This is a genomic window from Spirochaeta lutea, from assembly GCF_000758165.1.
Classification (GTDB): Bacteria; Spirochaetota; Spirochaetia; order DSM-27196; family Salinispiraceae; genus Spirochaeta_D; species Spirochaeta_D lutea.
The window spans coordinates 271,155-286,349 of the sequence record NZ_JNUP01000065.1 but is presented as its reverse complement, the minus strand read 5'-3'; the positions used below and the strand labels follow the sequence as shown (position 1 = coordinate 286,349).

Annotated in this window: 11 protein-coding genes; 8 read left to right on the top strand and 3 right to left on the bottom strand. The window is 55.2% G+C overall.

What is annotated here, in order from left to right; all coding sequences use genetic code 11:
* Positions 1-113: 113 nt before the first annotated feature.
* Positions 114-677, top strand: a complete 564-nt coding sequence (efp, locus tag DC28_RS10360) for an elongation factor P (protein ID WP_037548148.1) — start codon at positions 114-116, stop codon at positions 675-677.
* A gap of 286 nt (positions 678-963) precedes the next feature.
* Positions 964-1,428, top strand: coding sequence for an RrF2 family transcriptional regulator (locus tag DC28_RS10355; RefSeq protein ID WP_037548146.1), 465 nt, complete (start codon positions 964-966; stop codon positions 1,426-1,428).
* 203 nt (positions 1,429-1,631) lie between these two features.
* Here DC28_RS10355 and DC28_RS10350 read toward each other — a convergent pair whose 3' ends face one another.
* From DC28_RS10350 to pyrF, 3 genes are read right to left on the bottom strand one after another with little or no spacing between them, the layout of a single operon-like run.
* The gene (locus DC28_RS10350; RefSeq protein ID WP_037548144.1) at positions 1,632-3,275 is read right to left on the bottom strand and encodes a methyl-accepting chemotaxis protein; all 1,644 of its coding nucleotides are present in this window, start codon (positions 3,273-3,275) and stop codon (positions 1,632-1,634) included.
* The gene (locus DC28_RS10345) at positions 3,272-4,477 is read right to left on the bottom strand and encodes a mechanosensitive ion channel family protein (protein WP_052078754.1); all 1,206 of its coding nucleotides are present in this window, start codon (positions 4,475-4,477) and stop codon (positions 3,272-3,274) included. The genes DC28_RS10350 and DC28_RS10345 overlap by 4 nt, the downstream gene beginning before the upstream one ends.
* Positions 4,478-4,510: 33 nt before the next feature.
* Positions 4,511-6,004, bottom strand: a complete 1,494-nt coding sequence (pyrF, locus tag DC28_RS10340) for an orotidine-5'-phosphate decarboxylase (RefSeq protein ID WP_052078753.1) — start codon at positions 6,002-6,004, stop codon at positions 4,511-4,513.
* Positions 6,005-6,096: 92 nt separating this feature from the next.
* Here pyrF and DC28_RS10335 point away from each other — a divergent pair, with 92 nt between their 5' ends.
* The 6 genes from DC28_RS10335 to DC28_RS10310 all read left to right on the top strand — a co-directional run bounded on the left by DC28_RS10335 (position 6,097) and on the right by DC28_RS10310 (position 15,191).
* Positions 6,097-6,651 (top strand): hydrolase, encoded by a 555-nt coding sequence (locus DC28_RS10335; RefSeq protein WP_037548143.1) that lies wholly within the window; start codon positions 6,097-6,099, stop codon positions 6,649-6,651.
* A 7-nt stretch (positions 6,652-6,658) separates the two neighbouring features.
* Complete coding sequence (locus tag DC28_RS10330; protein WP_202962970.1) at positions 6,659-7,447, top strand: SIR2 family NAD-dependent protein deacylase; 789 nt, start codon at positions 6,659-6,661, stop codon at positions 7,445-7,447.
* A gap of 211 nt (positions 7,448-7,658) precedes the next feature.
* Complete coding sequence (locus tag DC28_RS10325; RefSeq protein WP_037548142.1) at positions 7,659-7,895, top strand: hypothetical protein; 237 nt, start codon at positions 7,659-7,661, stop codon at positions 7,893-7,895.
* A 100-nt stretch (positions 7,896-7,995) separates the two neighbouring features.
* On the top strand, positions 7,996-8,811 hold the full coding sequence (locus DC28_RS10320) for a hypothetical protein (RefSeq protein WP_037548141.1): 816 nt from the start codon (positions 7,996-7,998) through the stop codon (positions 8,809-8,811).
* A gap of 361 nt (positions 8,812-9,172) precedes the next feature.
* Positions 9,173-12,757: a pyruvate:ferredoxin (flavodoxin) oxidoreductase gene (nifJ, locus tag DC28_RS10315; protein WP_037548140.1), complete on the top strand. Its 3,585-nt coding sequence runs from the start codon at positions 9,173-9,175 to the stop codon at positions 12,755-12,757.
* Positions 12,758-12,857: 100 nt separating this feature from the next.
* Positions 12,858-15,191, top strand: coding sequence for a beta-glucosidase (locus DC28_RS10310; RefSeq protein WP_156104655.1), 2,334 nt, complete (start codon positions 12,858-12,860; stop codon positions 15,189-15,191).
* Positions 15,192-15,195 lie beyond the last annotated feature (4 nt).

The following is a 15,195-nucleotide window of genomic DNA, read 5'->3' as shown; positions in this document are numbered from 1 at the left end:
CCGGCTGAATAGGATAGACTGTCAGAATCCCATCACAGATCAAGCCCCACAGCAGCTGCGGCAGTCGGCGGGATGAACAACCACACACGAATTCTAAGAAGGAAGATACGACAATGATAAAAGGCGGTCAGATAAGCAAGGGAATGTGCCTCATTATGAAGGGTGCACCCTACCTGGTAGTAGAGCGGGAATTTGTTAACCCCGGAAAGGGTGCGGCCTTCTCCCGGCTCAAACTCAAGAACCTGAAGGACGGCTCGGTTCTCAAAGAAACCGTAAAATCCAACGACAACGTCGAGGAAGCGGATGTTCACGAAAAAAACGCCCAGTACATGTATGCCGACGGCGAGGTGCTCCACTTCATGGACAACGATACCTACGACCAGTTTGAGGTACCGGTCCAGGGCATGGAGGATAAAACACCCTATCTCAGAGAAGGCGACAGCTACAAAATCGTATTCTGGGAGGCGAATGCCATCGACATCATCCTACCCATGAAAATGGTATTTGTGGTCACTGAGGCTCCCGAGGCTATTAAGGGTGATACCGTTACCGGTGCTACCAAGTTGGTCACCTGCGAGACGGGCCTTCAGGTAAAATGCCCCATCTTCATCAAAGAGGGCGAAAAAATCATGGTCAACACCGAAACGGGCGACTACGTTGAGCGTGTAAACAGCTAGAACCACACCCCGAGGGACGTGCAGCACCCGATTTGCAGGTCCCTCCATACCAATAAAACGACAATCGAGGAACCCGGGGTCCATCAGGATCCCCGGCTCCCGGTACCAAGGGATGCAAAGCCCCCCCCGAACCCTGCCTCGAAGGGAATATTACGCCCTTCACCGCCAACCGGATCTATCTCAACACCTCTATTACTACCCCTGGCCTGTCCGGGAAGGCTATGGATTGCCATTTATGGGGTTTCGGGATACATTACTATTAGAATCAAGATAAGGAACTGTACCTATGAGAATTACTACCAAGGGACGGTATGCGCTCCGCGCAATGACGAACCTCGCCCTTTCTGACACCACCAAACCAAAAGCAATCAAATCCATTGCCGCAGAAGAGGAAATCTCTCCTGAGTTTCTGGAGCAAATCTTTTTTAAACTAAAAAAAGCGGGGGTCATCAGCTCCGTCCGGGGTCCCGGCGGTGGATTCATCCTCCACCAGCAACCCCGGGAGATTACCGTCAGGGCCATCTTCGAAGCCGTGGACGAAGGACTGGATCTCACCCCCTGTACCAGCTGCAGCGACGATGCCATCCCCTGCACCAAAATGGACACCTGCCTGGTCCATAATGTATGGAAAGAAGCCAGCGAAAAGATAAACAGCTTTTTCGACAGCATCACCCTCCAGAAAATCATGGATGACGCGCAAAACTCGGAGGTGAACAATCTCCTATCCGGTGAGGACGTTAAAATAGGATAGGTCATCCGCGGGATCTCTCCGGCATTGACCGGAGAACCTCCCGGCGTTTTTGGGCCCCGGGCATGAAAATCACCCTGAAAGTTCCCAGCAACCCTAGGTTTCGGCACATGAGACGACCCCGGGCATGAAAATCACCCTGAACCCCGCCGGGGTGGGCAGGGTCCATGGGTATTCCGTGCAAGCCGGGGATTAGCCCCGAGGCCTCAGGAGTGCTGGGCGTCGGCGATAGCCTCCTTGAGCTCCTCTCCCTTCTGCTTCATAGTCCGGGCAACCCGGCGTATTTCGTCAATCACCCCCTGAATCTCCTGACCCCGGGTTCCGATAATCTCCGAGCCCTGGGCTACCTGCCCGGTGGCTTGGGTAATGGATTCACTGGCCCTGGACATTTTACCATGGTCCTCTTCCACCTGCTTCAGGGTATCGCCCAGGGAAGCCGTGGTCTGATTCAACACGCCGGTACTCTCCAGAATCTCCTTGCTTCCTGCCGCCAGTTCCTGGGTGCTATGATTGATCTCCTGCAGGGCCTGGATAACCGACTCGATATCCTCGGTAATCTGGGAAAAGGAGTCCGAGGAGCTTTGAACCACCCGGTTCGATTCTTCGATCCCCTGGATAAGCTCCTTCAGGGTCCCCTTGATGGTTTTCGCACTGGAGCCGCTGGACTCGGCAAGTTTGCGGATTTCATCAGCAACTACCGCGAACCCCCGGCCGGCATCACCTGCATGGGCCGCCTCGATAGCTGCGTTCATCGCCAGAAGGTTGGTCTGGCTGGCGATGTTGGAGATGATGGCTATCATATCATTGATATTCCCGATGGATGCCATAACGTCTTTGCTGGTAGCAGAGGCAGCGCTAAGGGTCTGACTGCCCTCCTGAGCAGCACCCCGCAGCCGTTCAGCGCTTTCCTGACGATTCTCCACTACGGTACGGACGCTCCCGATAGAAGCGACCATCTGTTCCACCGCCGCACTCGACTGGGTTACGTGGCTCATCTGGTCCTGGGCTGAGTTCTTGAGTTTGGCGAAGCTGCTGCCGGTGTGGGAAAGCGCTTCTTCCAGCTGGCGGCTGCTCTGCTGGAGTACCTCAATCCGCTGGGCGATTTCCGATACCGAGGACTCGATGCCCCGGGCCGCAGTCTCGGCCGTACCGCTGTGGCTGTCCAGGTCTTCATAGAGAGAAAACTGGTTACTGGTGGATTCGATGAGCCGCCGGGCGCTCTCCTCCCGGGTTTTCACCATATCCCGCTGGGTCTCCGAGTGGGTAATGATAAGCTCAAGGTTTCTCCGGAGGGTTGCCACCAACACGAGGTTCAGGACCAGGGAGTACAGGGCGCTAAAATAGTCGGCCTGGACGTTCTCCTGCCAGTTGGTTGCCCCGGATACGACATCGGAGCTACCGGCGGAAAACTGGCCGATGAGCAGCATGGTTAAAAACCACACCCCAATGAGGCCGTACAGAACATAGCTGATCTTCCGATTCTTAATCAGTATTGCAACGACCAGCACCAGACTAACGTCGCTGATCACCATACTCAGGATCTCGGTGGAGCTTCCCTGGGAGAGCTGCAGCACCTGATTTCCCAGGGTGCCGCCGAAGAGCAGAATCATCGCCGCCCAAACCGCAATATTCAACTTCCCCCTGATTAAGGGGAGCAGGGTGAGGCCCAGGAGAAGCGGAAGCCCGATCATCACCGGATCAATCCCCCGGCCGGACACCAGCTGGACGATTACCGCAGTGATGTACACCGCGGCATAGAGTAGCACGATAGTACCCAGGGACGGAGCTCGGAGCCTATCCTCAATGTCGCTGCCCCGGTATATCCGGGATAATTCCTTTTTCAGTATCATGTACTGGTTCCTCCTTTGTTATTCTCTGAGCTCGTTGTCTCGACGGTAATACCCCGCAGAATATGATCCTTTAGATGTAAGTCCAGCTGCGGAAATGGAATTTCAATGCCTTGATCTTTAAATCTACGCCAAATCTGGTGATGAATGGTATTGCGGGCCTGATATTTTTCATCCGCCCGCCGGAGGGGTACCAGGAGTTTCAAGGTTATCCCTGAGTCATCGAAGCTTTCGATGGCAGCCAGGGTCTCGCTGCGGGGCTTCCGTACCGGACAGGCATCCCCGATGTCCCTCAGCACCTCTAAGGCTAGGTCGATATCGCTGGAATACGATACCTGGATAGGTATCAACAGGGTAATGGAGGGGTCATCGTAGGAATAGTTATGCACCGAGTTCCCCACAATGGCGGAATTCGGAAGGATAATCGTCTCATTCAAGGCTGTATTAATGACCGAATAGATGAGCTTAATTTGGGTAACAGTCCCCTCGTAGGTGCCGTCCGACGAGGTCGCCTTGATAAAATCCCCCTCCTTAATGGGTCTGGAGAGGATTATTACCAACCCGGAAAAGAAATTAGCCACCGTCCCCTGGAGTCCGAAACCCAGCCCGACACCCAAGACCCCGAAAAGAACCGCCAAACCGGATAAGCTGATACCAACCGCTGACAGTCCCAGAAGCACAACCAGGGTCATAACCACATACCGTACCAGATTCCCGATACTGAACCGCTGGCTATGTTTTACCTTCAGGCGGTCGAACACCCGGGTCTCTAGGAGGTAGCGGCTCCACTTCCCGCTCCAAACAGCGAGCCACCCGATGGGGACCAGAGCGACGAGGGTAAGTACGGAAATGCGCATTGCTCCGGTTGATATGAAGGGGGTATTTACCAAGGCCGCTAGGGTACCGAAGAACCCCAGAACCTCCGCACCCAAAATCCGGGCGAATAATAGCAAGACGCCGAGCCACTCTGAAACCCTGATAACGAGCCGGGCGGTTCTGCTGGTTTTATCCCGGGTTTGTTCCCGGAGCCTGCTTTTGCCAAGGGCCCACGCCAGTATCCGTCGGAGTACAACCCCGGCCAGAAATACCAGCACGGACAACAGGAGAAATTCAAGAAAGAATGCGCCGATGCTAAAGGGAAGTTCAACACCGGCTATTCGGATGGGCTGCTTCAAGAAATCCATGATTTGGGCAAGAAACTCCATACCCCGGAGTATACCCGATTGTATGAATATAGGCTATCGGTTCGCGAACTCCTCCATGCTACGGCGCTGTTCAGCCGAGAGCACCCCCAAATCCTCCAGGAGGGGAAAGAATTCATTCACATGGGCAAAGGCCTCCAGGGTGATGCCGGCCGCCTGCATATCCTTCCTGCCCTGGGTTCCCCGCTCCAACAGCACCACCAAGTGATCCACCCGTAGCCCTGCTTGCCGCAGCACCTCCAGGGCTTCGATCTTGCTCTTTCCCGAGGTAATCAGGTCATCCAGAAGCAACACCCGTTCACCCTCATTGTAGGCCCCCTCGATAAACCGCCCCGTCCCGTGGGACTTGACGTTCAGCCGGGGGAAGATCATGGGAATCCCCGTCTCCAGGCTCACTGCCGTAGCCAGGGGCAGGCCGGCGGCGGGTATCCCTGCGATCCTGTCAAAGCTGTACCCCCGGAGGGATGCCCGGTCGAGCAGACTCGCGTAGGCCTTGGCGGTGACGGCCAACAGCTCGGGACTGGACATGATGAGCCGCAGGTCGATGTAAAAAGGGCTTTTCTCCCCGCTTTTCAGGGTAAACTCTCCGGTACGGAAACACTGGTTATCCACCAGTCCGCGAAGCACCCGGCGGCGCAGGTGATCATCCTCGCTCAGGGTAGGTTCAGAATCTTCAATCGCCGATCCCTGCTGGAGGTTTTGAAGGGAACTGCCCGGACTCTGAACCGTCCTACGAGCCTCATTCAACTGGTCTCGGTACCATTTCGCGGTTTCTCCGGGATTCTCAGCCTGGGCTATTCCCCGGGCAACCACCGGAAGAATACCCATACCATCCTTCCCGGCTCCCCAGCGAATACAATCCTCAATACTTCCCCCCTGAGCCCCGATCCCCGGGGCTAACATCCACGCCCCGGGGTGGCGTTCCCGCACCGCCCGGAGTGCCGGGATATCATTTCCTCCCACCACCAGGCCGCACTGTCCCTCCCCGGCCCCCCAGGTCAGAACGCGGTCTGCCACCTGGAGATACAGGGGCGTGCCCTTACAATTCTCCAGGGTCTGGAAATCCCGGCTCCCGGGGTTCGAGGTCTTACAGAGGAAAAAGGCCCCCCGGTCTTTATAATCCAGAAAGGGCTCGGCACTGTCACTGCCCATGTAGGGACTCAGGGTTACCGCCTCCACGTCCAGATCCTCAAATACCGCCTGGGCATAGGCCCTGGCAGTGGCGCCGATGTCTCCACGCTTCGCATCCAGGATTACCGGAATCTCTTCAGGAATGAGTTCTAGGGTGATTTTAAGGGCCTCCAATCCCGGAATCCCGAAGGCCTCATAAAAGGCGATATTCGGTTTGAATGCCGCCGCGTAGGGGCTGGTAGCATCAATAATACGCCGATTCATTTCAACAATCTGCTGTACAGCCTCGGAAACCTCTGCTTGGGGAACCAGGGTAACCCGGGGATCAAGACCTACACAGAGCAGGGTCTGAGCCTCCTGACAGCGCTGTGACAGTCGATGGAAAAACAATTGAGACATGGAAACCTCCTAGGGATGGTGAGGCATAGGATTCTTGGGGGCACCTCCCGGTAAGCATACACAGAACCCCGGGAAATCGCTATACTTCGGGCATGAAACTAGAAAAACAAACCTCCCTGGGACTCATCATCGATATACAAGAACGGCTGCTCCCGGCCATGGGCAACCCGGACAGCATCGAAGAGGCGTGCAGTACCCTGCTTCAGGGGTTGCAGGCTCTTGACGTGCCGGTTCTGCATACCGAGCAGTATCCCCGAGGCCTGGGGCACACTGTATTGCCCCTGCAATCCCACCTCAACGGGTTTAACCCGCCCAGCCCATGCTACGAAAAGCTCAGTTTTAGCTGCCTCTCCGATGGTGCAATTCGGGAGGCCATACGGAAGACCGGAGCAAAACAACTCATCGTGGCAGGAATCGAAACCCATGTCTGTCTCCAGCAGACGGTCCTAGAAGCCCTGAACCTGGGTATGGAGGTAATGGTAGTTCACGATGCCGCAGGATCACGCTCTATCATTGATCACCAGCAGGCCCTGGAACGGATGCGCCAGGAGGGAGCCCGGATCGGAAGTGTGGAATCCATCCTGTTTGAGCTCCTGGAAACCGCCGAGGATCCGGCATTCCGGACCATCTCCCGGCTTATAAAGTAGCTGTTCTATGATGGGAAGAGGCGCTATTGCCACAGCAGCCCAGTGGATCAGGGAATCCCGGTATCTCACCGCATTCACAGGGGCAGGTATATCTGTTGAGTCGGGCATCCCGAGTTTCCGGGGACAAGACGGGATCTGGAACCGCTATGATCCCCGGGTTCTGGAAATAAGCTACTTCCGCCAGCACCCCGAGCAGTGCTGGAAGGTCATCCGGGAGATCTTTTACGACCAATTCCTTGAGGCCGAACCCAATGAAGCCCACTACTTTCTGGCGGACCTTGAGCGCCAAGGACTGCTTAGGTATCTCATCACCCAAAACATCGACGAACTGCACCACCGGGCGGGGAGCAGGGCCGTAGCAGAGTACCACGGAAATACCCGGACCCTGATCTGTACAAAAACCGGACAGAGGGTTCCTGCCAATGCAGTAGACCTCTCCGATCTGCCCCCCCTGAGTCCCCAGGGTGGGGTGTATAAACCCGATTTTGTCTTCTTCGGAGAGACCATTCCTGCCGAAGCGGCCCAGAGCAGCCAGACCGCTGCCCAGAGCTGCGATACTATGATCGTCATCGGTTCCACCGGAGAGGTCTTTCCTGCAGCGGCCCTGCCCGGAATCGCCAAAAAATTCGGAGCACGCATTATTGAAATCAACCCCCTGCCCTCGGCGTTTACCGCAGCAATCTCCGATCTGCACATCGAACTGAATGCCGTGGCCGCCTGTCAGGCCCTCAGAGATGCCCTGGATCTGCCCCGGGGGTTCCCGGGAATGGAAAATCTGGGTACCTCCGAGGTATAGATTGTATTAAGACGGAGAAGGGGATTCCCTCCCGTTCTAGTGGTTCCTTAGTGCGCAAAAGGCTGAAAACTACGCCAGATACAGCAGAATCTTCCGGAATTCTCCCCAGGGGTAGTGGGGCCAAGGTGTAAGGTTGCAACCGTTTGCGCACTACAGATTAGTTCCATCTGTTCGCTGAAGACTGAGGAAACCAATGCCGAGGATATCCAATATGAAAGAATTTGTAATATACCTTCTCTCAATACTGTGCATCCTAACCAGTTCTTGTCTTGGCGTTGACTCCCGGGTTGTATTTGAACCGTACCAATTTGAGAGCGTCATTACAGAATCAAGAACCTACTTCCATGAAACATTGCATGGTTTGAGTGAGGAACTCTATGACGGTCCGAAAAACGGAACCTGGGGTGAATCAACGGTTGGTTATAAGATGGCCCTGAGAGATATATAGTTGGAGGGTTGAAGCATATCATTTCTTGGGAACCCACGACCCATCAAGCCCCGGGGTGTATGTAGCAAGAAGAGACGAAGCCCTGGAATACCTAAAACGCGTGCAAATTATCGAAGGAGACCAAGGGGTCTGGGGTATTCCGGCTGATGCAAACAATCCGGAATTTGGCTCATTGATACAGGATATTAAGGCAGTACACCCAGAATATTTTGAAAACGGATTCTTATATACCCTTGAGGGTGATGATATTTCGCACCTGTATTATGATCATGGAAGGACCCTCACTGCTTTTTCGAAGGTATATCTAGACACCCACGATGAAGGACTTTTACCATTCATCGAACGGGGAGCTAATTGGATCCTCGATAAGCCAGCGGTACACAATGTCAATTACAATTCGGCTGTGATAGAAGGACTATCCTTTGCCTATCGGGTAACCCAAACCAAGGACTATCTAGATAAAGCTGTCAATATGACCCAAGAAGCGGTGATATCTCAGAGCAATGACAACGGTTCCTTCGGTAACGCTCATAACCAGGAGGCATGGTACCATGGATTCATCGTAAGCGGATTAGTTGCTTTAAAACAGGCACTACCCGCTTCCCATGAGTTCAACCCTGTTCTGGAATTCCATTTGAGCAACGCCATTACCTATCTTGAGGAGAGTACCGATCAAGGATCACCCTATGCGTTTCAATGGCCGGGCATCAATGCCAGGGTCTGGTCTGAGATTGAAAATCTATCTGCTATCGGTAAGTGGCCTGCTCTGAATTCGAATCAGATGGATGCCTATGCAAACTGCTTATACCAAACCGTTCACGGCGAAGTCAATCCAAACCTTGAAACCGGATTCCATCGTCAGAAAGCACTGTATCATTTTATTCAGATAGGTAATGCACTAGCAAACCACCCATGATGGCAGGCTCTATCCGAAATTCGCCACAGGAAAGCCCCCCTCAGACGTCGTCTAAAGTGAAAGAGGGAGTATCCGCACCAGGGACAAATCAAGGCCGGCCATGAGGGTTCATGAACTCCCCACCCTCGGTAAAGACATGCCCCTCCCTGGACAGAACCTGCCTCCCAGCCCTATAATCTACCCTGGAAATCCAGTTGATTTATTGTGAAATAAATCATATTAACTTACTCATATTTGCATTAAAACGCATACTCATCTCAAATAACCTTGCATTACCCCGGTCTGGGGTATATAGTGAAGGAAAACGTACCACGTAAGGCTCTTTACGAGAAACCAAAATCCATTAGATAAGAGGATCACTATGGCCGACAAAAATATGGTTATTGTGGACGGTAACGCGGCTGTTGCCCACGTTGCCCACGCTACCAATGAGGTAATCGCCATCTATCCGATTACCCCCTCATCTCCCATGGGAGAACTCTCCGATGAGTTCAGTGCCAAGGGAAAGAAGAACATCTGGGGTACCATTCCCGATGTTGTAGAAATGCAGTCCGAGGCCGGTGCCGCGGGTGCTGTTCACGGGGCCCTGACCACAGGCGCTCTCACCACCACCTTCACTGCCAGTCAGGGCTTGCTGCTCATGATTCCGAATATGTTCAAGATTGCCGGGGAGCTCACCCCTACCGTCTTCCACATAGCAGCCCGAGCAATTGCAGCCCAGGGACTCTCAATCTTTGGGGATCACTCGGATGTCATGGCTGCCCGGTCCACGGGGTTTGCCATGCTTTCTTCCAACTCCGTTCAGGAAGCCATGGACATGGCGCTGATCGCCCAGGCAGCTACCCTCCGAAGCCGGGTTCCTTTCCTGCATTTCTTTGACGGTTTCAGAACCAGTCATGAAATACAGAAAATCGAAGAAATCCCCTACGAGATCATGAAAAAGATGATCCCCGAAGAAGCCGTCCATGCCCACAGGGCCCGGGCGCTGGATCCTGAACACCCCTCCATCCGGGGGACCAGCCAGAACCCCGATGTCTACTTCGCCAGCCGCGAGACTGTAAACAAGTACTATAATGCGACCCCGGGAATCGTCCAGGAGGTTATGGATGAGTTTGCTAAACTCACCGGCCGGCAGTACAACCTGTTTGATTACGTCGGGGCTCCCGATGCGGATCGCGTAGTGGTCCTCATGGGCTCCGGAGCAGAAACCATGGATGAGACCATTGAGTACCTGCTGTCCCAGGGCGAAAAGGTCGGTATGCTCAAGGTTCGGCTCTTCAGGCCCTTCAGCGCCCAGCACATCGTTGATGCCCTGCCCAAGACGGTTAAAAAGATCGCCGTGCTTGACCGGACCAAAGAACCCGGCTCCCTGGGCGAACCCCTGTACGAGGATGTCCGCACCGCTATCGGGGAAATCATGGGCGAAGGATCCAGCAAATTCACCAGCTACCCCGAGGTTGTGGGTGGTCGGTACGGACTCGGATCCAACGAGTTCAGCCCTGCTATGTGTAAGGCAGTATTGGACAGCCTCAAAGCCGATAAACCGAAAAACCACTTCACCATCGGTATTCATGACGATGTTACCGGCACCTCTATTGAGTGGGAGCAGGGCTTCAACATCGAACCCGATGAGGTATTCCGCGGCGTATTCTTCGGACTTGGCTCCGATGGAACCGTAGGTGCCAATAAAAACAGCATCAAGATCATCGGTTCCGCCACAGCGAACTATGCCCAAGGGTACTTTGTGTACGATTCCAAAAAGGCCGGAACGGTTACCGTAAGCCATGTCCGTTTTGGAAATCGTCCCATCCGAAGCACCTACCTCATAGGCGATGCGAACTTCGTCGCCTGTCATAAGTTTGCCTTCCTCGAAAAGGTTCCCATGCTGCACATGGCTAAGAAGGGAGGAACCTTCCTCCTGGCCTGCCCCTACAGCGCCGATGAGGTATGGGGAAAGATCCCCGTAGAGGTTCAGCAGGAGATCATTGACAAGGAACTCAAGTTCTACGTGATTGATGCCACCCGGATAGCTGAAGAGATGGGCATGGGGAACCGGATCAACGTTATCATGCAGACAGCCTTCTTCAAGATTTCCGGCGTACTTCCGGAGGATCAGGCCCTTCAGCTCATTAAAGACGCTATTGTTAAAACCTACAGCAAGAAGGGTAAGGATATTGTCGATGCTAACATCCGTACGGTTGATGCTGCGGTTAGCAAGGTTCAACAGGTTTCTTACCCGAAAAGGGCCGCCGGCAGCCTGCACATGAAGAAAATTGTCCCCGACGATGCTCCGGAATTCATTAAGAGCGTAACGGGCGAGATCATGGCGAACCGGGGAGAAAAGATACCGGTAAGCCTGCTTCCCGACGACGGAACCTTCCCGGTAGGCACGACGAAGTACGAAAAGCGGAATATCGCCGAAACCATCCCGGTTTGGGATCCCGCAACCTGTATTCAGTGCGGGGACTGCTCAGCGGTCTGCCCCCACGCTACCATCCGTATGAAGGTCTACGATGCCGCCCTTCTTGATAAAGCGCCGGAAACCTTTAAGAGCGCCGACGCCCGGGGAAAAGACTTTCCCGGCATGAAATTCACCATCCAGGTAGCCCCCGAGGATTGTACCGGCTGCGGCGCCTGTGTGAACATCTGCCCGGCATTCAAAAAGGATGCAGAAGGAAACAAGACCAGCTTCAAGGCCATCAACATGGAACCCCAGGCTCCCCTGAGGGACCAGGAGGTAGAAAACTGGGAATACTTCCTCAACGAAATTCCCAACATCGACCGGGAGAAACTGAACACCAAGACAACCAAGGGAAGCCAACTCCTGGAGCCCCTCTTCGAGTTCTCCGGCGCCTGTGCAGGCTGCGGTGAAACTCCCTATGTCAAACTCCTGAGCCAGCTCTACGGAGACCGTGCGGTAATCGCCAATGCAACGGGCTGTTCATCCATCTACGGCGGAAACCTTCCCACCACTCCCTACACCACCCGCAAGGACGGCCGGGGTCCCGCCTGGTCCAACAGCCTCTTTGAGGATGCAGCGGAATTCGGTTTCGGAATGCGGCTCACCGCAGACAAGATGGGTGAATATGCCCTGGAACTCTGCAAAGCCGTCCTGGACGAGGGTAAAAACGATGTGAACGCCAACATCCTCCAGGCGATCCTGAGCAATACCCAGGACACAGAGGTTCAGATCGAAGAGCAGCGCAGAAATGTAGCCGCCCTGAAAAAAGCGCTACCCAACAGTAAATCGGTATTCGCCAAGGAGCTGGCCTCCACCGCTGACTACCTGATCAAGAAATCGGTTTGGATTCTCGGTGGCGACGGCTGGGCCTACGACATCGGATTCGGCGGTCTGGACCATGTCATTGCCAGCGACAGAAACATCAATGTGCTGGTAATGGACACCGAGGTATACTCCAATACCGGCGGTCAGATGTCCAAGGCAACACCCACGGGTGCCATCGCTAAGTTTGCCTACGGCGGAAAGGCCATTAAGAAAAAGGATCTCGGTGCCATCGCCATGAGCTACGGATACGTCTATGTAGCCAAGGTTTCCATGGGATTCAACCGAATTCAGACCATAAAAGCCTTCCAGGAAGCGGAAGCCTACCCCGGTCCTTCCATCATCATCGCCTACAGTCACTGTATCGCCCACGGTATCAAGGATATGGGACAGGGCATGAACTACCAGAAGGATGCGGTAAACGCCGGTATGTTCCCGCTTTACCGGTATAACCCCGTACTCGCCCAGGAAGGAAAGAACCCCTTCAGCCTGGACAGCAAAGAGCCGTCCGTCCCTCTGGAGGATTACCTCTACAGTCAAATCAGGTTTAAGAGCCTGAAGGCAAGCCAACCCGAGCAGGCAGCAGCCTTCTTGGCCCAGGCTAAAAAGGATCTGGAACTGGAGTACAAGCAGCTCCGGTACATGGCAGATCGCCCATTCTAAGCAGTACTCACTGCCAAGAACACAACGGATCCCGTTCCCCTTTTGGGGGACGGGATTTTTTTTAGTGCAGACCGGACAAAGCAATGGTACCCTTGGGATTATGATGGATCAACTTAAACGAAGATTTTTTCAGGGCCTGATGAACGGCCCTTTCAGTATGACCGTGGAATGTCCCGATGATGCCGATTACCAGGGCCCCGGTCCCGACCCGGAACTTGAGCCGGACCAGCGGGCCCAGAGGATTGTAGACGCCCTGTCCTTGGATGAGGTAATTAGCTGCCTGGGAGGATATAAGAGTATGGCCTTCCCAGCCATCCCCAAGGCCGGATTACCCTCGATCTGGTTCACCGATGCAACCAGCGGCCCCCGGATATTCGGGCCCTGCACCTCCATGCCCTCACCCCTGAATCTGGCAGCCTCCTGGAACCCGGCCCTGGCGGGAAACTACGGGAGAACCGTGGGGGAGGAAACCCGGACCCGAGGAGCCTATGTCATCCTTGGACCGGGGGTGAACATCTACCGGAACCCCACCGGCGGCCGCAACTTCGAGTATATGGGCGAAGACCCCTTATTGGCAGGCATACTCGCCGAGGAGTACATCAAGGCAGCCCAAAAGGCGGGGGCAATCTGCACAATTAAACACTTCGCCGCCAACAATTCCGACTACGACCGCCACCGTGCCAGCTCCGATGTGGATCCCCGGACCCTCCGGGAAATCTACCTTCCCGCCTTTGAACGGGCTGTCCGCCGGGCGAAAGTCGGCTCAGTCATGACCGCCTACAACCCGGTGAACGGCATCTTTGCCAGCGCACACCGGGAACTGATCACGGAAATCCTCCGGGAGGAATGGGGATTCGATGGTTTTGTCATGTCCGACTGGCTGAGCCTCTACGACACCGCCGGTCCGGTCCAAGCGGGCCTGGATCTGGAAATGCCCAAGGCGGATTGGTTTTCCCGGGAACGCATCCTTCAAGCCCTGGAAGCCGGGGAGATCCGGGAGGAGCAGCTACGCACCATGGTTTGTCGGGTTCTAACCGTCTTCTTCCGGATGGGAGCCTATGATAACCCCGTCATTCCCCGGGAGCCCATCCCCATCGGCGACCCCGACCACCGGGAAGCAGCTCTGGCTATCGCCCTGGAGGGCATCGTACTATTAAAAAATGGTGATTCTACTGCCATCGCCACCCCCGCCTCCGGGGTTGACGACTCCCCGGCTGGTCCTCAAACCACCCCCCGGGAGCTCCCGCCCCTTCCCCTAACACCCCCGGAAGACCGGACCATGCGGATCATGCTCGCCGGCCCCTTCCAGGAAAAATTCCCCCGGGGAGGGGGTGGATCATGCCTGGTCCGCAGCCCTGCGCATACCCAGGTCTTCGCCTCGGAACTGGCAAAGGATCTCGGTTCCGGAGCGGAGATTCTCTCCTGGGACCATCAACGGTCGTTCATGAAGGAGCTGGGACCCGAGGACACCGTCATCTTCCTCGGCGGCTTCGACGAGGACCGCCAGTCCGAGGCCTACGACCGGGACTGGCAGCTTCCCAAAGACCAGCTCCTGGTCCTCGGAAAACTCATGAACCGCCGCGCCAGCCAAGGATTCAAGCTGGGAGTGGTCCTGTTTACCGGCGGGGGAGTAGAAACCCGCAGCTGGCTGCACCAGGTAGACTGGCTTGTCTGGGCGGGATACCCCGGTCAGGAAGGCCCCGAGGCTCTGTCCCGGCTCCTATCCAGACGGGATACCTTCTCCGGAAAACTCCCCTTTACCATGATCAGCCGTTGGGACGACCTGCCCTCGAATCACTACTACGTAGACAATCCAGGATCCATAGCCCTGCGCCGGGTATTCCTGGATCAAGGCAAGGTTACCAAGCGGCAACCCTGGTCCATGCCCTATAAGGAGGGGCAGATGGTAGGGTACCGGGCCTTCGCAGGCTGGAATACCTCGGCGGGTTCCGAGCCCCTGCCCCTGGATGCGGCGGATGCTACCCCGGCCTTCCCCTTCGGCTTCGGCTTGAGCTACACCACCGTCGAACTGGGAGATGTCCAGATTAAGCAGCGGCCTGATGTGGATAACCCGGATGAAGACCGCTGGGACGCCCAGGTTACCCTTACCAATACCGGGGATCTGCCGGGAAAACCCACTCTACAGCTCTATCTGGAGGATCCGGAGAGCAGCCTTCCCCGGCCTGCCCGCAGTCTTCTGGCCTTTAAGAAAATCACCCTTCCTGCCCTGGGCTCAAGAACCGTACCCCTTTCTTGGTCCCTCCGGGATCTGGCATTCTACTGGCCTGAAAAAGCCGCCTGGGTAGCCGAAGCGGGGGTGTACCGGATCCACGGCGGATTCTCCAGCGGTGAAACCCGGCTCGTAGGAGAAATACATCTTGATGAAACCCGGCTCTGGAGCTATAAGGAAGGAAAACCGGAAGCACGGGAATAACAGC